Below are 18979 nucleotides of genomic sequence, written 5' to 3' on the forward strand. Positions count from 1 at the left end.
GGGAGACGGCCGGCGGCCCTGACCTTCCACGGGGGGATGGTCAGGGCCGCCGGGAACCCGCGGCCTCGCCCCGGCCCGCGACCGCTCGTCGGCGGGGGCGGGGCAGGGCAGGCAGCGGGCGGAAGGATCAGAAGACCGACTCGGCCTCGTCCATCCGGTTCTTGGGGACCGTCTTGAGCTGGGTGATGGCGTCCGCCAGCGGAACCATCGCGATGTCGTTGCCGCGCAGAGCCGTCATCCGGCCGAAGTCGCCCCGGTGCGCGGCCTCCACCGCGTGCCAGCCGAAGCGGGTGGCAAGCACCCGGTCGTACGCGGTCGGCGTACCGCCGCGCTGCACATGGCCGAGGATGACCGGCCGGGCCTCCTTGCCGAGCCTGGTCTCCAGCTCGATGGCCAGCCGGTTGCCGATGCCCTGGAAGCGTTCGTGACCGTACTGGTCGATCTCGCCCTTGGCGTACGGCATGGAGCCCTCGGCCGGGTGCGCGCCCTCGGCGACGCAGATGACCGCGAACTTCTTGCCGCGCGCGAACCGCGCCTCGACCATCTTGACCAGGTCGTCGACCTCGAAGCGGCGCTCGGGCAGGCAGATGCCGTGCGCACCGCCCGCCATCCCGGACTCCAGCGCGATCCAGCCGGCGTGCCGCCCCATCACCTCGACGACCATGACCCGCTGGTGCGACTCGGCGGTGGTCTTCAGACGGTCTATGGCGTCGGTGGCGACACCCACTGCCGTGTCGAAGCCGAAGGTGCGGTCGGTGGCGGAGATGTCGTTGTCGATGGTCTTGGGGACGCCGACGACCGGCATCCCGGCGTCCGCCAGCATCCGTGCGGCGGTGAGGGTGCCTTCGCCGCCGATCGGGATGAGGGCGTCCATGCCGTAACGGCGGCTCAGCTCCGCGCAGTTCTCCGCGGCCTCGCGCAGCCGCGCGCGCTCCAGGCGGGCCGATCCGAGTATGGTGCCGCCACGCGCGAGGATGCCGCTGACGGCGTTGAGGTCGAGAGGCCGGTAGTGGCCGTCGAGGAGCCCCTTGAACCCGTCCTCGAAGCCGATGACCTCGTCTCCGTGCCCCACCACGGCGCGGTGCACGACCGACCGGATCACTGCGTTCAGACCCGGACAGTCGCCGCCTGCCGTGAGAACTCCGATGCGCATCGTCCTGTGTCTCCTGCCTCGCTGGTGCCGTGCGTTCCGGGGGCGAGGACAAGATCCCCCGAACCGTGAAACATGACGATTGTCCCACGTGGTCTGGACCTCATGGTCTCGCCCGTTCCGGTGACGCCCGCCCGGGTGGCCCGTCGAATGCGGGGATGAATCACCGGCGCGCCGGTGGGGGCGCATGCGCCGTGGACGCGGGGAGCACGCCCGGCGGGCGACGTCGCGCACGCCCGGCGTATCGTCAACATGGCGATACGTCCCAAACCGCAAATATGGACGGGAGAGCACGCGTGGCGCGCAGCGTGTACGTGACCGGGATCGACCGGGGCGACGGCCGGCAGGTCGTCGATCTGGGAGTCATGGAGCTCCTGACGCGTCAGGTGGACCGGGTCGGAGTGTTCCGGCCGCTTGTCCACGACGGTCCCGACCGGCTGTTCGAGCTGCTGCGGGCCCGCTACCGGCTGCTCCAGGAACCCGCGTCGGTCTACGGGCTGGACTACGAGGAGGCGTCCGCGCTCCAGGCCGAGAAGGGTACCGACGAACTGGTCTCCCGGCTCGTCGAGCGCTTCCACCAGGTGGCCCAGGCGTACGAGGTGGTCCTGGTCCTCGGCACCGACTTCGCCGACACCCAGCTCCCCGACGAGCTCGCGCTCAACGCCCGCCTCGCCAACGAGTTCGGCGCCTCGGTGATAGCGGTGGTCGGCGGCAGGGGCCAGAACGCGCAGTCCGTGCGCGCGGAGGCGCGCAACGCGTACCGGGCGTACGCGGGGCTCGGCTGCGATGTCGTCTCGGTGATCGTGAACCGGGTGGCGGCCGGGGACCGCGACGCCCTCGCGGAGCGGCTGGCGTCACAGCTGCCCGTTCCCTGTTCGGTGCTGCCCGACGACGCGGCGCTCTCCGCGCCGACCGTCGCCCAGATCACCGCGGCGCTCGGCGGCACGGTGCTGCTCGGCGACGACTCCGGGCTGGCCAGGGACGCGCTGGACTTCGTCTTCGGCGGCGCGATGCTGCCGAACCTGCTGAAGGCGCTGACGCCGGGCTGCCTGGTGGTCACGCCCGGGGACCGGGCGGACCTGGTGGTCGGCTCGCTGGCCGCGCACAGCGCCGGGACCCCGCCCATCGCCGGTGTGCTGCTCACCCTGGACGAACATCCCGGTCCGGAGATCCTGACCCTGGCCGAGCGCCTCGCGCCGGGCACGCCGGTGGTCTCCGTGGCGGGCGGCTCCTTCCCCACCGCCTATGAACTCTTCGCCATGGAAGGCAAGTTGAACGCAGCGACGCCCCGCAAGGCGGAGACGGCCCTGGGCCTCTTCGAACGCCATGTGGACACCGGCGCCCTGCTGGAGCGGATCTCGGTGGCCCGCAGCGGGCGGATCACCCCGATGATGTTCGAGCACGAGCTGCTGGAGCAGGCGCGCGCCGACCGGCGCCGGGTGGTCCTGCCGGAGGGCACCGAGGAACGGGTGCTGCGCGCCGCCGACGTCCTGCTGCGCCGCGACGTCTGCGACCTCACGCTCCTCGGCGAGCCCGACGTCATCCGGAAGAAGGCCGCGGACCTGGGCATCGATCTCGCCGACACGCAGATCATCGACCCGCAGACCTCCGAGCTGCGTCAGCCGTTCGCCGAGCGGTACGCACGGCTGCGCGCGCACCGCGGCGTCACGACCGAGCTGGCGTACGACGTGGTCGCGGACGCCAACTACTTCGGCACGCTGATGGTCGAGCAGGGCTTCGCGGACGGCATGGTCTCCGGTTCCGTGCACTCCACGGCGGCGACCATCCGCCCCGCGTTCGAGATCATCAAGACCCGGTCCGCGGACGCCGGCGAGGGGACGGGCGGGCCCGTCCCCTCGATCGTCTCCTCCGTCTTCTTCATGTGCCTGGCCGACAGGGTCCTGGTGTACGGCGACTGCGCGGTCAACCCGGACCCGGACGCGCGGCAGCTCGCGGACATCGCGGTGCAGTCGGCCGCCACCGCCGCCCGCTTCGGCGTGGAGCCGCGGATCGCGATGCTGTCGTACTCGACCGGCACCTCCGGCTCGGGCGCCGACGTCGACAAGGTGCGCGAGGCGACCGCCCTGGTCCGGGCGAGCCGGCCGGACCTGCTGATCGAGGGGCCCATCCAGTACGACGCCGCGGTGGACCCGGGCGTCGCCGCGACGAAGCTGCCCGGTTCCGAGGTGGCGGGGCGGGCGACGGTGCTGATCTTCCCGGACCTGAACACCGGCAACAACACCTACAAGGCCGTGCAGCGCTCGGCGGGCGCGGTCGCGGTCGGACCCGTGCTCCAGGGTCTGCGCAAGCCCGTCAACGACCTGTCCCGCGGCGCGCTCGTCCAGGACATCGTCAACACCGTGGCCATCACCGCGATCCAGGCTCAGGGCGACGAGGTGTGGACCGCATGACCACCCCGGCCCCGACCCCGACCACCCCGGAGGGCACCCCGCTCATGGCGCCGCATCGCGTACTCGTCCTCAACTCCGGCTCCTCGTCGGTCAAGTACCAGCTTCTGGACATGACCGACCACTCCCGGCTGGCGGCCGGGCTGGTCGAGCGCATCGGCGAGGAGACGTCCCGGCTGGTGCACACCCCGCTGGCGGGAGGCACCGGCGAACGGCGCGAGCGCACCGGCCCGATCCCCGACCACGAGGCCGCGCTGAAGGCGGCGGCCGACGAGCTGGCGGCCGACGGGCTGGGCCTGGACTCCCCCGAGCTGGCGGCGATCGGCCACCGGGTGGTGCACGGCGGCCTGCGGTTCACCGAGCCGGTGGTGGTCGACGACGAGGTGCTGAAGGAGATCGAGCGCCTGGTCCCGGTGGCCCCGCTGCACAACCCGGCGAACCTCCTCGGCATCCGTACCGCCCAGGCACTGCGCCCGGACCTGCCGCAGGTGGCGGTGTTCGACACGGCGTTCCACACGACGATGCCGGAGTGCGCGGCGCGGTACGCGATCGACGTGGAGACCGCCGACGCGCACCGCATCCGGCGCTACGGCTTCCACGGCACCTCGCACGCGTACGTCTCCCGCAAGGCCGCCGAGCTGCTGGGACGCGCTCCCGAGGACGTCAACGTCATCGTGCTGCACCTGGGCAACGGCGCCTCCGCGTCGGCGGTGGCGGGCGGCCGGTGCGTGGAGACGTCGATGGGCCTGACCCCGCTGGAGGGGCTGGTGATGGGCACGCGTTCCGGCGACATCGATCCGGCCGTCACCTTCCACCTCCAGCGGGTGGCGGGGATGTCCGCGGACGAGATCGACGACCTGCTCAACAAGCGGAGCGGTCTGGTCGGACTGTGCGGCGACAACGACATGCGGGAGATCCGGCGCCGGGTCGACGAGGGCGACGGGCGGGCGGCGCTGGCCTTCGACATCTACGTGCACCGGCTGAAGAAGTACATCGGCGCCTATTCGGCGGTCCTCGCGCGGGTGGACGCGGTGGTGTTCACGGCGGGGGTCGGGGAGAACTCCGCACCGGTGCGGGAGGCTGCGATCGCCGGACTGGAGGGGTTCGGCCTGGCAGTGGACGCGGATCTGAACGCCGTGCGGTCCGGTGCGCCGCGGCTGATCTCGCCGGACCACGCGCGGGTGGCGGTCGCGGTGGTACCGACGGACGAGGAGCTGGAGATAGCCGTCCAGACCTTCGCACTCGTCGGACGGGACGACAACTGAGCACCCCCGCGCCCCTTTGTACCTTCCGCCAGACGGAATATTCCGTTGCTAAACAAACCGATAGGATCCGCCTCATGCGTCGTTCCAAAATCGTCTGTACGCTCGGCCCCGCCGTCGACTCGCACGAGCAGCTCGTCGCGCTGATCGAGGCCGGCATGAGCGTGGCCCGTTTCAACTTCAGCCACGGCAGCCACGAGGAGCACCAGGGGCGTTACGACCTGGTCCGCCGGGCCGCCGCCGAGACCGGCCGCGCCGTGGGTGTGCTCGCCGACCTCCAGGGCCCGAAGATCCGCCTGGGGAAGTTCGCCGAGGGGCCCGTCGAGCTGGTCCGCGGGGACGAGTTCACCATCACCGCGGAGGACGTGCCCGGTGACAAGTCGATCTGCGGCACGACGTACAAGGGCCTGCCCGGCGACGTCGCCAAGGGCGACCCGATCCTGATCAACGACGGCAACGTCGAGCTGAAGGTCGTCGCGGTCGAGGGCCCCCGGGTTCGGACGATCGTCATCGAGGGCGGTGTCATCTCCGACCACAAGGGCATCAACCTGCCCGGCGCGGCGGTCAACGTCCCGGCGCTGTCCGAGAAGGACGTCGAGGACCTGCGGTTCGCGCTGCGGATGGGCTGCGACCTGGTGGCGCTCTCCTTCGTGCGGGACGCCGACGACATCAAGGACGTCCACAAGGTGATGGACGAGGTGGGCCGCCGGGTCCCCGTCATCGCCAAGGTGGAGAAGCCGCAGGCGGTCGAGCACATGCAGGAGGTCGTCATGGCCTTCGACGGTGTGATGGTGGCCCGCGGTGACCTGGCCGTGGAGTATCCGCTGGAGAAGGTCCCGATGGTGCAGAAGCGCCTGGTGGAGCTCTGCCGGCGGAACGCCAAGCCGGTGATCGTGGCGACCCAGATGATGGAGTCGATGATCACCAACTCGCGGCCGACCCGCGCCGAGGCGTCCGACGTCGCCAACGCGATCCTGGACGGTGCGGACGCGGTCATGCTGTCCGCCGAGTCCAGCGTCGGCGCGTACCCGATCGAGACGGTCAAGACGATGTCGAAGATCGTCGTCGCCGCCGAGAACGAGCTGCTCTCCAAGGGCCTCCAGCCGCTGGTCCCGGGCAAGAAGCCGCGCACCCAGGGCGGTTCGGTGGCCCGCGCCGCCTGCGAGATCGCGGACTTCCTGAACGGCAAGGCGCTGGTCGCGTTCACCAAGTCCGGTGACACGGCCCGCCGCCTCTCCCGCTACCGCGCGGCCCAGCCCATCCTGGCCTTCACCACGGACGAGTCCACCCGCAACCAGCTCGCCCTGAGCTGGGGCGTCGAGGCGCACGTCGTCCCGCACGTGGACAACACGGACGCGATGGTCGACCTGGTCGACGCGGAGCTGCTGAAGCTGAGCCGCTACAACGCGGGCGACACCATGATCATCACGGCCGGCTCGCCCCCCGGCATCCCCGGCACCACGAACATGGTGCGCGTGCACCACGTGGGCGGCGGGGCGCGCGACTGACACCCGATGGACCGGTCCACGGAGTTCACGTTCGGCATCCCGTGGGTCATGAGCTTCTTCCACCAGGACTGGAGGCTGGACGCCTCCACGGAAGCGGAGGCCGTGGCCGGTCAGTTCGTGGAGGAGCTGGAGCCGGAAGCTGTGCTCCTGGTGCGACGTGACGCCCTGCTCCTCCACGACGGGCTTCCCCACGACCAAATCACCGTGTTGTGGAAGGCGTGCGCGGAAGGCGGGGAGTACTTCTTCCGCCGTGGTCGCCTCACGGACGGCGCCACGTGGATGCGGCAGGTGATCGAGGTGTGCGACACATGGCTCGCCCGCCGTCCGGACACCGTGACGCTCTCCGACGCGGACCGGTACGAGGGTACGTCGTGAGCGACATCGAGTACCTCGTGGACGCGTAGCCCGTGTCCGGGCAGCACCTCTGCGGTCCGCCGTGGCGGTGCGGTGCCTGACACACCCGTAGGACATGGCTGCGGGCCGTGTCCCTCCTGTGAGGGGCACGGCCCGCAGTGCTGTGCGGCTCCCGAACGGGTCGGTTCGGCTAGTGCTGTGGCCGGAAAGGTTTGCCGGGAAGCTCGCGGCGTCCGGTGCGGTGCGTCGCGAGGCGGAGGATCGCCTTCGTACGGGACGTACTCGGGTGATGCGACAACGCGGCGAGGTGCCGTGCCGGGTGTCGCGAGCCGACGAACCCTTCCGGTCGCAGCACTAGTGCCGTGACCGGCAAGGATTGCCCGGAAGGAGCGTCGTCCGGTGCGACGGGGCAAACGTTGCCGGGAGCGGCACTAGTGCCGCGACCGGGAAGGTTTGCCCCGAAGGAGCGTCGTCCGGTGCGTGCGATCGCAAGTCGGCCGGAAGCCCTCGTAGCGGGCTACGTGGGCTTTTGGCCGACGCCGCGAGCGTGCGTGCCGGGCAACGCGACGGGGCAAACGTTGCCGGTCGCGGCACTAGCTGTTGCCGCCGGTGAAGTAGTTGTGCAGTCCCGGCACCGTGAGCGTTCCGCCGAACTGGCCGGCCTGGGTCACCTTGACCTTGGTGAAGAAGGCGAAGGGGACGTTCAGCGGCGGCGGGCTCTGCGGGCTGAACGTGACCGGGATGAGGCCGAAGAGATTGCCCTTCAGCTCCTCCGTGTACATGGTCACCGTGCCGTTGCGGATGGTGGACGTGGAGCCCTTGCGCGCCTCGACATGGCCCGTGGTGCCGTTCGGGCCGACCGTCTTCTGGTGGAGGTCCTTGATGTCGATGGAGCTCGCGGTGAACTTCAGCACCTTCTTGACGGTGCCGTCGTACGTCTTCACCTCGACGATGCCCTTGTAGTCCAGCCCGTTCAGGGTGAGCAGCGAACTGTCCAGGATCCACGGGTCGGTGGGGAGCAGCGGCACGCCCGTCTCCAGGTCGGCCGCGGCCAGTGCCTTCGGGTCGGCGGTCGGGCACGGGAAGCGCGGCTTGGCGCCGTCCGGGATGTCCTCGTCCTTCTTGGCGTCGAGACCCTTGACGCTTTCGTCGAGTTCCTCGACGGGTGCCCCGGCCTTCTCCGCGGCCTCCCGGATGGCGGCGGCGGACCTGTCACCGGTCTTCTTCGCCGGGTCCGCCGGATCCGTGGACTTCTTCGCCGGGTCCGCAGGCCCCCGCCCGGGCTCGGCGGAGTCGCTCGGGGACGGCTTCGGGGACTCCGTGCCCGTGGACGGGGACGGGTCGGCGGTCTCCTTGTCCGGGATGCCGAACAGGTCCCTGAGCGCGTCGCCGACACCCAGCGGATCGAGCGGGTTCTTCGACTTCGTGGGGGTGGGTGTGGCGCTCGGCGTGACGGCCGGGGAATCCGCGGTGCGCGCATCGGAAGCGGTCTCGGACTCGGCCCCGGACTCGGACTCGGCCCCGGACCCGGGCTTCGCCGCGTCGTCCACCGACGGAGTCACCGAGGGCTTCGGCGCCTCGTCCTCGTCCTTGCCTCCGGAGTCGGTGGCGGACGGCGACGGGGACTTCGTCTCCGACGCGGACGGGGACGGCGACTCGCTCGGTTCGTCGGAGCGGGTCACGCAGGGGCCGGGCGCGAAGGGGATGTCCGAGTTGTCGTCGGCCAGCGCGAGCCGGGGCGTCAGCCCCATGCCCACGAAGACGGCCGTCGGCATCGCGGCGAGCGCGAACGCCTTGCCCGCGGGGATGTGCAGCTTCGTCAGCAACGACTTCCTGGGGGCCGCGTGGCGCGGTCCGGTTCTCGTCCGGTGGTCCTCCCCGGTCGAGTTCAGCTGTGTCTCGTCACCCCGCACGATGCCTCCCGCCGTCGGCCTCGACCGTCGCGTCGTCGTCCTGTTCCGGCTTCCGCTGGGGCACCACCGCCGCCTTGCGCAGGTCCGGGCCGGGCTCCGGTATCCCCGCACCGGCCTCGTCGAACTCCCCGCCCCGTGTACCGGTGTCCGGGGCTTCGGGCTCCGGCTCCCCGGGGGCCCAGGAGACGGAGAGCGCGCCGCCGAGCAGGGCGAACAGGAAGCCGATCAGGAAGCCGCCGATGTTGGCCACGGGTATGGAGACCAGCGCCAGCAGGATCGTGGCGATTCCGGCGAACACTCTCACGATGTGGTGGAACCACATGGTGAGGCCCAGCGTGACCAGCAGGACGCCGATGATCAGCGAACCCGCGCCGGCCGTCGTGGACATCGCCAGGGTGACGTTGCCGAGGTGCATGTTGGCGTACGGGAAGTACGCGATGGGCAGTCCGCCCATCATGGTGAACAGGCCCGCCCAGAACGGCCGGTTACCCCGCCAGGTGCGGAATTCGCGCCGGAAGACACGGAGAAAGTGCTCGTTCTGCCCTGTGGACTCGGGGCTCATGGAAAACAGCTCCCTGGAACCGGTACTGCTGTGAGAAGAGAAGGAACGGGTGGCCGGAGATCCCTCGCGGGTGCCCCGGCCACCCAGGCATATGCCCTAGTAGCAAGGCTTGTTGCCCGACTTCAACCGCAGGCTCAGGTCGGTGAGCTTGAAGGTTCCGGCGGTGGTCGCCCACGCCGTCTGCCTCACGTTGCTCAGCTTGGCCTCCTCGGCACGCTGCGCGAAGCCGTTCGGGTTGACCTTCTTCTCGGTACCGGGCTGGATGCCCGGCTTGCCGACGTCGCCCGCCGCCACACCGATGTCGATGTTCTTGAACTCGGCGTCCGCGTCGAGCTGGGCGATGTCCAGGTACAGGTTGGTCGCCTCGACCGGCTTGTCCGGGTTCGTACCCGCCGTCAGCCGCAGCGTGACGGTGCCGAGACCGAACGGAAGGTTCGGAGTGACCACCGACTGGCACATGTTGGTGATCGTGGCGTCACTGAAGCCGGAGACGGCGACGGCGTGCGCCGCGTCCTTGCCGTCGAGGGTCTTGCCGGTGGCCACGGAGCCGTACTGCACGAAGTCGTGACCGACGAGGGAGCCCGCCTTCACCTTGAACTCCTGGCCGGACACGCTGAACGACGCCGCCAGGGCGCCCTGCGCGAGACCGACCCCCACCGCGGCGGTCGCGGCGACGCTCGGCACCATGACCAGAGCGAAGCGCTTCCATCTCGTGCCGCCACGAACCTGGGAACTCATTCTCTTTCCTCCTTCTCGGACGTACATCTCCGGTACGGGCCGAGCCCGTCCTGGGATGGGAGAAGTGCTACGTCCTCGGTAAGGAGAGCGCCCGCGTACGGAGGCGGGAACCGCGCCCGAAATCACCGGCGATCACCCCCGAGCGACAACCACCGGCCGCGCAGTCGCGCGGCCCGATCGGACAGGCCCTGCCGGACGGCAGGAACCCCCCTGTCCGGAGCCGGTGTCACTGCCACCGGCCCACTCGGTGGGGACCCAACGGCGCCACCGCACCGGCTGGCGGCCGGGCTTGGCGTCATTGGACCGAGCGTGGCCGATCGTGGTGCATTCCCGCCCGCCGCACAAGGGGTTCGTTACTCACTGGTAATGGCGTGATGAACGGGGTGCGACAGCGTGGCACCACCCGGCCACACAGGGTGGCATCGAACGGAAGGGCGAAAGGTGGGATTCGGTTCTTTATCGGACAGAAACCAAGGAGTGATTTACTGCCAGTAACAGGCAGTCCCTTTATCAAGATTTGGTAAAGGGGGGCCGTCTCTTATCGCCCGTTCGCGAAAACGGCCGCGGTACCCCGAGGGGCACCGCGGCCGCGTTGTCACATCAGTACAAGACCCGCGTCGCGTCAGAACAGGACACGCGCCAGCGCCGTGCGCGCGGCGGTCACCCGCGGGTCCTCGGGGCCGATCACCTCGAACAGTTCCAGCAGCCGGACCCGCGCGGCGTTCCGGTCGTCGCCGAAGGTGCGGCGCACCGTCTCGACGAGCCGGCCGAAGGCGTCCTCGACATGACCGCCCACCAGATCCAGGTCGGCCGCGGCGAGTTGGGCGGCGACGTCGGCCGGCCGTTCGGCGGCGTCCTTGCGCACCTGCTGCGCGTCCATCTCCTTGACCCGGGAGAGCAGTTCGGCCTGGGCGAGGCCCAGCTTGGCCTCGGTGTTGGACGGGTCGTCGGCCAGGACGTTCCTGTACGCCCGCACGGCACCGGCGAAGTCGTTGGCGTCCAGGGCCCGCACGGCCGCTTCGAGCAGGGCGTCGTACGGACCGGCGGGGACCTCGGCCGGAGCCTGGTCGGCCGCTTCGGCGGCGTCCTGGTCGACCGTGATGCCGGTGAGCCCGAAGCGCTCCTCGCCGACCTGGATCAGCTGGTCGAGCGTCTGGCGGATCTGGGCCTCGGGGGCCGCGCCCTGGAAGAGCGGGAGGGCCTGCCCGGCGACGACGGCGAAGACCGCCGGGATGCCCTGGATGCCGAACTGCTGCATCAGCATCTGGTTGGCGTCGACATCGACCTTGGCCAGCACGAAGCGGCCGTTGTACTCCTGGGCCAGGCGCTCCAGCAACGGGCCCAGCTGCTTGCACGGCTGGCACCACTCGGCCCAGAAGTCGAGGACGACCGGGACCTCGGTGGAGCGCTGGAGGACCTCGCGCTCGAAGCCCGCCTCATCGACGTCGATCACCAGGGCGGACGGCGGTACGGCGCCCGCGCCACCCTGCCGGGCGGCATCGGCGCGGGCCTGCTCCGCCTTGGCCTTGGCCTCGCCGGCCGCCTTCACCGCGGCAAGGTCGACGACGCCGCTCATGGACATGTTCCTAGGCTGCATACGTACATCCTCCCCCCTCGGTGCGCCGATACGGAAAGCGATGGCCGAACCGCACCCGTCCGCGGCCCCGCCGGTGTGCGGGGTGGACGGCCGGACGCGGTCCGAGGGCCCCTGAATGGCCCGGTCGGCGCCGGGTCCCCACCCGGTGCCTGTGGCTGTCGTTCGGTCGTGGCGTCGGGAACGGCGTGACCACCGCCTTACGCTACGACCCGTAGCGTAACTGCCCCACCCCCTCCGCGCACAGGGGCATCCGGTGATCTGTCTCACGGTGCTCGGGCCCGTCCGGTTCTACTTACTGACCGGTATGGTCGCGGCATGCTGAGCCGCAGCCGCCCCGAATCCCCACGAACGGGACGCCCGCGCAGCGTCGCGGCCGATGAAGCGATCCTGGAGGCGACCCGTGCCTCCCTGGTCGATCTCGGCTGGTCGAAGCTGACGATGGGGGATGTGGCGGCGCGGGCCGGGGTCGCCAAGACGACCCTGTACCGGCGGTGGGCGGGCAAGAACGAGCTGGTGGTGGACGCCGTCGCGGTCCTCTTCGACGAGCTGGAGCTGCCCGACCTCGGCAGTCTGGCGGCCGATGTGCAGGCGGTGGTGCTCCAGTTCGCGGCACTGCTGGAGCGGCCCGAGACCCGGACCTCACTGATGGCGGTGGTCGCGGAGTCGACCCGGGACGAGGCGCTGCGGACCCGGATCCGCGACTCGATCGTGAACCGGCAGAAGCGGCTGGTGCTCCAGGGCCGACGACGGGCCCAGGAGCGGGGCGAGTTGCCCGTGGAACAGGACGACGGCCCGGCGAGCCGGACCGCGGACCTGATCTTCGACGTGATCGCCGGGGCGGTCGTGCACCGGGCCCTGGTGAGCGCCGAGCCCATCGACGCGGAATGGGCCCACCGCTTCACCGTGCTGCTGCTCGGGGGGCTCGGCGCGGCCGCCAAGGCGTGAGCCGCGCCCCGCTCCCCCGGGCGCCGGACCGCCGGTCCCGTCCACACACCGCGCGCGGGGGGGCCGCCGGCCCGCCGTGCGGCCGGCGGTCTTCGCGTGTGACGGGACCGGCGGACGTGCGTCAGAAGCCGGCCGGCTCCGTGTAGACGCCCCATTCGTCGCGCAGGGCCCCGCAGATCTCGCCGAGCGTGGCCTCGGCGCGTACCGCGTCGAGCATCGGCCCGATCATGTTGGAGCCGTCGCGGGCGGAGGCCAGCATCGCGTCCAGCGCCGCCGCGACCCGCGCGTCGTCGCGGGCGTCCTTGCGTGCGGCAAGCACCCGGACCTGCTCGCGCTCGACCTCGTGGCTGACGCGCAGGATCTCCAGGTCGCCGGTGACCGAGCCGTGGTGGACGTTGACGCCGACCACACGCTTGTCGCCCTTCTCCAGCGCCTGCTGGTAGCGGAAGGCGGACTCGGCGATCTCGCCGGTGAACCAGCCGTCCTCGATGCCGCGCAGGATCCCGGAGGTGATGGGCCCGACGGGGTGCTGTCCGTCGGGGTGGGCCCGCGTGCCGCGCTCCTTGATCTGGTCGAAGATCTTCTCGGCGTCGGCCTCGATGCGGTCGGTGAGCTGCTCGACGTACCAGGAACCGCCCAGCGGGTCGGCCACGTTGGCGACGCCGGTCTCCTCCATGAGCACCTGCTGGGTGCGCAGCGCGATCTCGGCGGCCTGCTCGGAGGGGAGCGCGAGGGTCTCGTCGAGGGCGTTGGTGTGCAGCGAGTTGGTGCCGCCGAGGACCGCGGAGAGCGCCTCGACCGCGGTCCGTACGACGTTGTTGTACGGCTGCTGCGCGGTGAGCGAGACACCGGCGGTCTGGGTGTGGAAGCGCAGCCACTGCGCCTTGTCGGTCTTCGCCCCGTAGGTCTCCTTCATCCAGCGGGCCCAGATCCGGCGGGCCGCGCGGAACTTGGCGATCTCCTCGAAGAAGTCGACGTGCGCGTCGAAGAAGAAGGACAGCCCGGGCGCGAAGGTGTCGACGTCCAGCCCTCGCGAGACGCCGAGCTCCACGTACCCGAAGCCGTCGGCCAAGGTGTACGCGAGCTCCTGCGCGGCCGTCGCACCGGCCTCGCGGATGTGGTAGCCGGAGACGGAGAGCGGCTTGTAGGCGGGGATCCCGCGGGCGCAGTGCTCCATGAGGTCGCCGATGAGGCGCAGGTGGGGCTCGGGCTGGAAGAGCCACTCCTTCTGCGCGATGTACTCCTTGAAGATGTCCGTCTGGAGCGTGCCGTTGAGGACGGACGGGTCGACGCCCTGGCGCTCGGCGGCGACCAGGTACATGCAGAAGACCGGTACGGCGGGCCCGCTGATCGTCATGGACGTCGTGACGTCGCCGAGCGGGATGTCCCGGAAGAGGACCTCCATGTCCGCCGCGGAGTCGATGGCCACCCCGCAGTGCCCGACCTCGCCGAGCGAGCGGGGGTCGTCGGAGTCGCGGCCCATCAGCGTCGGCATGTCGAATGCGACGCTCAGCCCGCCGCCACCCGCGGCGAGGATCATCTTGTAGCGCTCGTTGGTCTGCTCCGCGTTGCCGAAACCGGCGAACTGGCGGATCGTCCAGGTGCGCCCCCGGTAGCCGGTCGGGTGCAGCCCTCGGGTGAAGGGGTACTCACCGGGCCAGCCGATCCGCTCGAAGCCCTCGTACGCGTCCCCGGGGCGGGGGCCGTACACGGGCTCGACCGGGTCTCCCGAGAGCGTCGTGAAGTCCGCGTCACGCTTGCGGGCCTTGTCGTAACGGGCCTGCCAGCGGCGGCGGCCCTCCTCGATCGCGTCAGCGTCCATACCGTCGAATTTACTAGGACGTCCTAGTAAATGTCGATGGGAAACCGCCCGGTGCCTGGCACGGGGCGGTTCGGTGGGGTCGCGGGGGCGGGCCGCGACCCGTCGGTTCAGGCCTTGGCCGTCGCCGGGGAGGCGTCGGCGACCAGCGGCTCGACCTCGCGGACGACCTTGCGCTCGACGAAGAACGCGGCCGTCGGGATGGTGCCGGAGATCAGCACCCAGAGCAGCTTGCCGACCGGCCACTTCGCCTTGGAACCGAGGTCGAAGGCGAAGACCAGGTAGATGATGTAGAGGACGCCGTGGACCTGGGAGACGACGAGCGTCAGGCCCTCGCCCCTGTCGAAGCCGTACTTGAAGACCATGCAGGTGCAGAGCACCAGCAACATGACAGCGGTGACGTAGGCCATCACCCGGTACCGGGTCAGCACACTGCGTTTCATGGCATCGAGCGTAACCGGACGCCTGTGGCGATCTTGCAGCGGGCCGGGGTACCGGAACGCCCTCGTACGGTTTCCCCGAGGTCCCGGACCGGGGCCGCGCCACGGCTCCTCGAAGCCCCGTTCCAAGGCCCTCGCCCGGCTCCCGGAAGCCCCCGTCCGGGACCGTCCTACGGCTCCTCGAAGTCATGGGCCGCGATCCGCAACGGCCGCAGCATGGCGAAGATCTCCGCGCACTCCTCGGCGTCGTAGACCCCGAGCCCGAACTCCATGTCGACCAGGTCCTTGGTCGCCGCCTCGACGACCTCGCGGCCCTTGTCGGTGATGGAGGCGAGGGTGCCCCGGCCGTCGTTCGGGTTGGGCCGCTTGTCCACCAGGCCCGAGCGCACCAGCCGGTCCACGGTGTTCGTGACGGACGTGGGGTGGACCATGAGCCGCTCCCCGATCTTGGACATGGGCAGCTCGCCCGCCTTGGAGAAGGCCAGCAGCACCAGCGCCTCGTACCGGGCGAAGGTCAGCCCGTACGGCTTGACCACGGCGTCGACCTCGGCGAGCAGGATCTGCTGCGCGCGCATGATCGAGGTGATCGCGGCCATCGAGGGGACCGGCCCCCAGCGCTGCTGCCAGAGCTCGTCGGCGCGGGCGATGGGATCGAAGGGGAGACTGAGCGGCTTCGGCACGCAACCGACCTTACCCACTGGTCATATGGTGGTCAGCCTCGTCTCGGAGTTCGGTCCGGGCTCCGTCCCGGAGTTCGGTCGTGGCCCCGTCCCGGGGTTCGGTCGTGGCCGCCTCCCGGGTCCCGGGCGGGACCTCGTCCCGGGTCTCGGCCGGGCGGTCGGCGGGCGCGGTCCTCCGGGCCTCCCGTACGAGTGGCAGCAGGCACAGCACGCCGAGCGCTCCCGCCCCGGCGACCACGTGGTGCACGGGGAAGAACTCGGCGGCGAGCCCGGCGAGGGCCATGCCGACGCCCTGGAGCGTCATCATCCCGGCGGTGAGCACGGTCATGGCCCGGCCGCGCAGCGACTCCGGGACGGCCGCGACGAACCACTTGTCCAGGCCGATGACGTACGCCCCGCCGACTCCCGCCAGCGCCAGAACGACCACGGCCGGGGCCACTGCGGGGCGCAACGCGTACAGCACCAGGGGCAGCAGTTGCAGGGCCGCGGCCGGCAGCACGATCGAGGAGCGCACCCGGGGCGACAGCGCGGTGCCCACGTACAGCTCCGCCGCGATCTGGCCGACCGGCATCGCGCACATCAGCAGCCCGAGCGCGGCCGACCCGACCCCGATCTCGTCCGCGTACGGGGCGGCGAGCGCCACGGGCGCGACGAGGAACAGCGGCGGCACCCAGAACAGCAGCATCAGGGCGCGGATCCGGCGGTTCCCGAGCAGGCCGCGGGCCCCGGTGAGCGACTCCTTGAGAAGCGTGCCGCCGCCCGCACCCGCACCCGCCCTGGCCGGCCGGGCACGGGTGCCGAAGCGGAGCAGCGCCGCCGAGCAGAGGAACGTCACGGCGGTGATGGTGATCGCGCCGCGCGGGGTCACCACGGCGAGCAGCATCCCGCCCGCGCCGAAGCCGATGAGCACGGCGCTCTGCGAGACGATCCGCAGCAGCGAGCGGCCGAGGACGTAGCGGTCGCCGTCGCCCAGGATCTCGGTGAGCGCGGCCATCCGTGTCCCGGTGAAGACCGGCGACACCGCGGCGACCAGGCAGCGCAGGGCGAGCAGCCCGCCGACCGGGGTGCCCGGCAGCACCATCACCGCGACGCACGCCGCGCACACCAGATCGCAGGTGACGAGGACCCTGCGGGCGGGATACCGGTCGGCGATCCCGGCGAGGAGCGTGCCCCCGACGAGGTACGGGAGGAAACCGAGCGCGAAGGTGAGGGCGCTGAGCAGGGGCGAGCCGGTCAGGCCATACACCAGGACGGTGAGGGCGAGTTCGCTGACGACGACACCGAGCAGGGAGAGCAGGTGCGCGGCGAAGACCGCCCGGAACTCCCGCACGGCGAAGACGGCACGGTATCCGCGAGGGGTGCGGGGGCTGTCGGCGGTGCGGGCGACGGACGGCACGGTGGCGCGGTTCTCGGGCGGGGACTGCGCCGCGGTCCCGGTGTTTCTCGGCATGGGCGCAGCCTGCTGGTCCGGGGCCGCCTTCCCTAGACTTTCGGCCAGGGCCGAAAGTACGGAGGGCGGCACATGTCGTTCCAGTTGCACCTCGACGAGAGCGATCTGCTGCGCTGCCGGTTCGCGCTCTCGCCGCTCGGGGAGACGCAGGCCGCGGTGCGCGTGCTGGCCCAGCCCTACCGGCACGGCTACCACCTGCCGTGGCTGCGGCTGATCCGGGAGGCGGCGGCCGGGCTCGACCTGGAGCCGCTGTGGCTGCTGATGCCCCGCAGCGGGCACTGCCCGGACTTCTTCAGCCCGCCGCCCGCCGATCCTGTTCCTTCCTTCGAGGAGGAGATCGCGGGGGTGCGGTCACTCGATCCGCAGCTCGTCCGCCAGGACCTCGAACTGACGCTGGCGGGCCGTCCGGAGGCGCTGCGCTCCCCCACCGCACAGGCGCTGCTCGCCGATCCCGCCCAGGCCCTGCGGGTCCTGGCCGATCTGCTGGAACGGGCCTGGCGGGTGCTGGTCGAGCCGCACTGGCCGCGGCTGCGCGCCCTGCTGGAGGCGGACATCGCCTACCACTCGCGGCGGCTCGCGGCGGTCGGCTTCGAACGGCTGCTGGGCGAACTGAGCCCCCAGCTGAGCTGGTCGGAGTCGACGCTCACCATCGTCGGGATCCAGGGGCGGCACAGCCGGGTGCTGGGCGGGCAGGGGCTCGTCCTGATCCCGAGCGTCTTCTCCTGGCCGGACGCGGTGAGCGGTTTCGAACCGCCGTGGCAGCCGGCGATCTTCTATCCGGCGCGCGGGATCGGAGGGCTGTGGACGCGCTCCGCCGACCGCACCCCGCAGGCGCTCGCGCGGCTGCTCGGCCGGGGCCGGGCCGAGGTCCTGTGCGCGCTCGACGAACCGGCCGGGACGAGTGCGCTCGCCCACCGGCTGGGCCTCGCGCTCTCCTCCGTCTCGGAGCACCTGTCGGTGCTGCGCGCGGCGGGGCTGCTCACGTCGCGGCGGTACGGCCACCAGGTGCTGTACGAACGGACCCCGCTCGGGATCGCCCTGGCCGCGCCGGACGGCCAGGACGGGCGGGAATGACGGGAGAACCCCCGGCGGCGGCCGGGGGTTCCTCGGGTGCGCCACGCCGTACGGCTGCGCGCGGGCGTACACCTTGGCGCGGGCGTACACCTCGGCGCGGGGACACGGCTACGCGCGGGCGCACCCCCGGCGTGGGAACGCTGCCTCGCGCGGGCGCACGCCCCCGCGACGCCGCAGGGCGTGCGCCGTACGGCCGGTCAGCCCTCCGAGAGGTACCGCTCGACGGTCTCCACCTTGGACGTCAGTCCGTCGGTGACACCCGGGCGGATGTCGGCCTTCAGCACCAGGGAGACCCGTCCGGCGCGGGCCTCGACGGCGGCGACGGCGCGCTTGATGACGTCCATGACCTCGTCCCACTCGCCCTCGACGGAGGTGAACATGGCGTCCGTGCGGTTGGGCAGCCCGGACTCGCGGACGACCCTGACGGCGTCGGCGACGTACTCGCCGACGTCCTCGCCGACACCCAGCGGGCTGACCGAGAACGCGACGATCACGCGCCCACCACTCCCTCCCGGCGGGCCCGGGCGGCGATGACGCCGTCGGCCTCGTAGCGCTTGAGCAGCTTGTCCCCGTACAGCCCGCCGAACGGCAGCAGCGCGAGCAGGAAGAAGAGCGCGACCCGCTTCAGCGGCCACTTGGTCTTGGACCAGACGTCGAGCAGCAGCACGGCGTAGATCACGAAGAGCACACCGTGCAGGATGCCGAGCGGCATCATCAGGAAGTCGATGTCCGAGACCCGGCTGAGGATCGAGCCAAAGATGATCAGCGCCGGGAAGGAGAGCGCTTCGGGGATCGAGATGAGGCGCAGCCGGTGCAGGGCGGTAGCGGTCTTGATGTCCACGAGGGCACCTTCGGTGGGAGGGTCGTGACTGCTTGTGAACGAGGGCACAAGCGCCCCCATTGTGGCATCGGCTCGGGCGGTCTCCGGCGCCGGGGGCGTATGTCTCCGGTCACGCGCGCGCACGCCGGGGGCGCGTCCCGTCGTCGTGCGCCTCCGGCGTACGCCCGAGGCGATTCGTCCCGGGTCTGTGCGGATTCGGTACCGGGTGTGCATCAGGGGTGATTCAGGGGCGCCGTTC

The 18979-nt window shown here is 71.1% G+C and carries 17 protein-coding genes; 6 read left to right on the top strand and 11 right to left on the bottom strand.

The window, feature by feature from the left end; genetic code table 11:
- Positions 1–127 precede the first annotated feature (127 nt).
- Entirely contained in the window at positions 128–1153 is a 1026-nt protein-coding gene (locus ACFYY6_RS04960; protein ID WP_351520851.1) for an ATP-dependent 6-phosphofructokinase, read from the bottom strand.
- 293 nt (positions 1154–1446) lie between these two features.
- Between ACFYY6_RS04960 and pta the strand changes: the two genes are divergently transcribed.
- The 4 genes from pta to ACFYY6_RS04980 all read left to right on the top strand — a co-directional run bounded on the left by pta (position 1447) and on the right by ACFYY6_RS04980 (position 6703).
- Positions 1447–3561 (top strand): phosphate acetyltransferase, encoded by a 2115-nt coding sequence (pta, locus tag ACFYY6_RS04965; RefSeq protein WP_386609272.1) that lies wholly within the window; start codon positions 1447–1449, stop codon positions 3559–3561.
- A gap of 44 nt (positions 3562–3605) precedes the next feature.
- Complete coding sequence (locus tag ACFYY6_RS04970) at positions 3606–4823, top strand: acetate kinase (protein ID WP_351520885.1); 1218 nt, start codon at positions 3606–3608, stop codon at positions 4821–4823.
- Between the two features lie 74 nt (positions 4824–4897).
- Positions 4898–6328 (top strand): pyruvate kinase, encoded by a 1431-nt coding sequence (pyk, locus tag ACFYY6_RS04975; protein WP_351520847.1) that lies wholly within the window; start codon positions 4898–4900, stop codon positions 6326–6328.
- 6 nt (positions 6329–6334) lie between these two features.
- Complete coding sequence (locus ACFYY6_RS04980) at positions 6335–6703, top strand: hypothetical protein (protein WP_389191701.1); 369 nt, start codon at positions 6335–6337, stop codon at positions 6701–6703.
- Positions 6704–7275: 572 nt separating this feature from the next.
- Here ACFYY6_RS04980 and ACFYY6_RS04985 read toward each other — a convergent pair.
- From ACFYY6_RS04985 to ACFYY6_RS05000, 4 genes are all read right to left on the bottom strand, one after another.
- Positions 7276–8595 (bottom strand): hypothetical protein, encoded by a 1320-nt coding sequence (locus ACFYY6_RS04985; RefSeq protein ID WP_389191704.1) that lies wholly within the window; start codon positions 8593–8595, stop codon positions 7276–7278.
- On the bottom strand, positions 8585–9157 hold the full coding sequence (locus tag ACFYY6_RS04990; protein WP_351520842.1) for a DUF6114 domain-containing protein: 573 nt from the start codon (positions 9155–9157) through the stop codon (positions 8585–8587). The genes ACFYY6_RS04985 and ACFYY6_RS04990 overlap by 11 nt, the downstream gene beginning before the upstream one ends.
- Before the next feature lie 96 nt (positions 9158–9253).
- Entirely contained in the window at positions 9254–9895 is a 642-nt protein-coding gene (locus tag ACFYY6_RS04995; RefSeq protein WP_351520840.1) for a DUF6230 family protein, read from the bottom strand.
- A gap of 622 nt (positions 9896–10517) precedes the next feature.
- Complete coding sequence (locus tag ACFYY6_RS05000) at positions 10518–11492, bottom strand: tetratricopeptide repeat protein (RefSeq protein ID WP_351520838.1); 975 nt, start codon at positions 11490–11492, stop codon at positions 10518–10520.
- 315 nt (positions 11493–11807) lie between these two features.
- On the opposite strand from ACFYY6_RS05000, the gene ACFYY6_RS05005 reads away from it, so the two are divergent.
- A complete protein-coding gene (locus tag ACFYY6_RS05005) occupies positions 11808–12437 on the top strand; it encodes a TetR/AcrR family transcriptional regulator (RefSeq protein ID WP_351520837.1) in 630 nt (209 codons plus the stop codon).
- 121 nt (positions 12438–12558) lie between these two features.
- Here ACFYY6_RS05005 and ACFYY6_RS05010 read toward each other — a convergent pair whose 3' ends face one another.
- From ACFYY6_RS05010 to ACFYY6_RS05025, 4 genes are all read right to left on the bottom strand, one after another.
- Complete coding sequence (locus ACFYY6_RS05010) at positions 12559–14259, bottom strand: methylmalonyl-CoA mutase (RefSeq protein WP_389191707.1); 1701 nt, start codon at positions 14257–14259, stop codon at positions 12559–12561.
- A 107-nt stretch (positions 14260–14366) separates the two neighbouring features.
- Positions 14367–14699 (bottom strand): DUF3817 domain-containing protein, encoded by a 333-nt coding sequence (locus tag ACFYY6_RS05015; protein WP_351520834.1) that lies wholly within the window; start codon positions 14697–14699, stop codon positions 14367–14369.
- A gap of 167 nt (positions 14700–14866) precedes the next feature.
- Positions 14867–15376 carry a MarR family transcriptional regulator gene (locus ACFYY6_RS05020; protein ID WP_351520833.1) on the bottom strand — a complete coding sequence of 170 codons (510 nt, stop codon included), beginning with the start codon at positions 15374–15376 and terminating at the stop codon, positions 14867–14869.
- Between the two features lie 10 nt (positions 15377–15386).
- Positions 15387–16826, bottom strand: a complete 1440-nt coding sequence (locus ACFYY6_RS05025) for an MFS transporter (protein WP_389191709.1) — start codon at positions 16824–16826, stop codon at positions 15387–15389.
- 72 nt (positions 16827–16898) lie between these two features.
- Between ACFYY6_RS05025 and ACFYY6_RS05030 the strand changes: the two genes are divergently transcribed.
- Positions 16899–17900 carry a DUF5937 family protein gene (locus tag ACFYY6_RS05030; RefSeq protein WP_351525491.1) on the top strand — a complete coding sequence of 334 codons (1002 nt, stop codon included), beginning with the start codon at positions 16899–16901 and terminating at the stop codon, positions 17898–17900.
- A 197-nt stretch (positions 17901–18097) separates the two neighbouring features.
- Here ACFYY6_RS05030 and ACFYY6_RS05035 read toward each other — a convergent pair whose 3' ends face one another.
- Both ACFYY6_RS05035 and ACFYY6_RS05040 read right to left on the bottom strand, forming a co-directional pair.
- Positions 18098–18394 carry an MTH1187 family thiamine-binding protein gene (locus tag ACFYY6_RS05035; protein ID WP_351525490.1) on the bottom strand — a complete coding sequence of 99 codons (297 nt, stop codon included), beginning with the start codon at positions 18392–18394 and terminating at the stop codon, positions 18098–18100.
- Positions 18391–18741: a DUF3817 domain-containing protein gene (locus ACFYY6_RS05040; protein WP_351525489.1), complete on the bottom strand. Its 351-nt coding sequence runs from the start codon at positions 18739–18741 to the stop codon at positions 18391–18393. Before ACFYY6_RS05040 ends, ACFYY6_RS05035 begins: the two co-directional genes overlap by 4 nt.
- Between the last annotated feature and the right edge of the window lie 238 nt (positions 18742–18979).

It is taken from the genome of Streptomyces sp. NPDC001750 (assembly GCF_042892615.1).
Taxonomy (GTDB): domain Bacteria; phylum Actinomycetota; class Actinomycetes; order Streptomycetales; family Streptomycetaceae; genus Streptomyces.

Bases quoted from the DNA above. Each gene is read 5' to 3' on its own strand.
- ACFYY6_RS04960 (WP_351520851.1), bottom strand. From the start codon at position 1,153: ATGCGCATCGGAGTTCTCACGGCAGGCGGCGACTGTCCGGGTCTGAAC.
- ACFYY6_RS05025 (WP_389191709.1), bottom strand. From the start codon at position 16,826: ATGCCGAGAAACACCGGGACCGCGGCGCAGTCCCCGCCCGAGAACCGC.
- ACFYY6_RS04970 (WP_351520885.1), top strand. From the start codon at position 3,606: ATGGCGCCGCATCGCGTACTCGTCCTCAACTCCGGCTCCTCGTCGGTC.
- ACFYY6_RS05030 (WP_351525491.1), top strand. From the start codon at position 16,899: ATGTCGTTCCAGTTGCACCTCGACGAGAGCGATCTGCTGCGCTGCCGG.
- ACFYY6_RS05000 (WP_351520838.1), bottom strand. From the start codon at position 11,492: ATGCAGCCTAGGAACATGTCCATGAGCGGCGTCGTCGACCTTGCCGCG.
- ACFYY6_RS05015 (WP_351520834.1), bottom strand. From the start codon at position 14,699: ATGAAACGCAGTGTGCTGACCCGGTACCGGGTGATGGCCTACGTCACC.
- ACFYY6_RS04980 (WP_389191701.1), top strand. From the start codon at position 6,335: ATGGACCGGTCCACGGAGTTCACGTTCGGCATCCCGTGGGTCATGAGC.
- ACFYY6_RS05005 (WP_351520837.1), top strand. From the start codon at position 11,808: ATGCTGAGCCGCAGCCGCCCCGAATCCCCACGAACGGGACGCCCGCGC.
- ACFYY6_RS04995 (WP_351520840.1), bottom strand. From the start codon at position 9,895: ATGAGTTCCCAGGTTCGTGGCGGCACGAGATGGAAGCGCTTCGCTCTG.
- ACFYY6_RS04990 (WP_351520842.1), bottom strand. From the start codon at position 9,157: ATGAGCCCCGAGTCCACAGGGCAGAACGAGCACTTTCTCCGTGTCTTC.
- pyk (WP_351520847.1), top strand. From the start codon at position 4,898: ATGCGTCGTTCCAAAATCGTCTGTACGCTCGGCCCCGCCGTCGACTCG.
- ACFYY6_RS05010 (WP_389191707.1), bottom strand. From the start codon at position 14,259: ATGGACGCTGACGCGATCGAGGAGGGCCGCCGCCGCTGGCAGGCCCGT.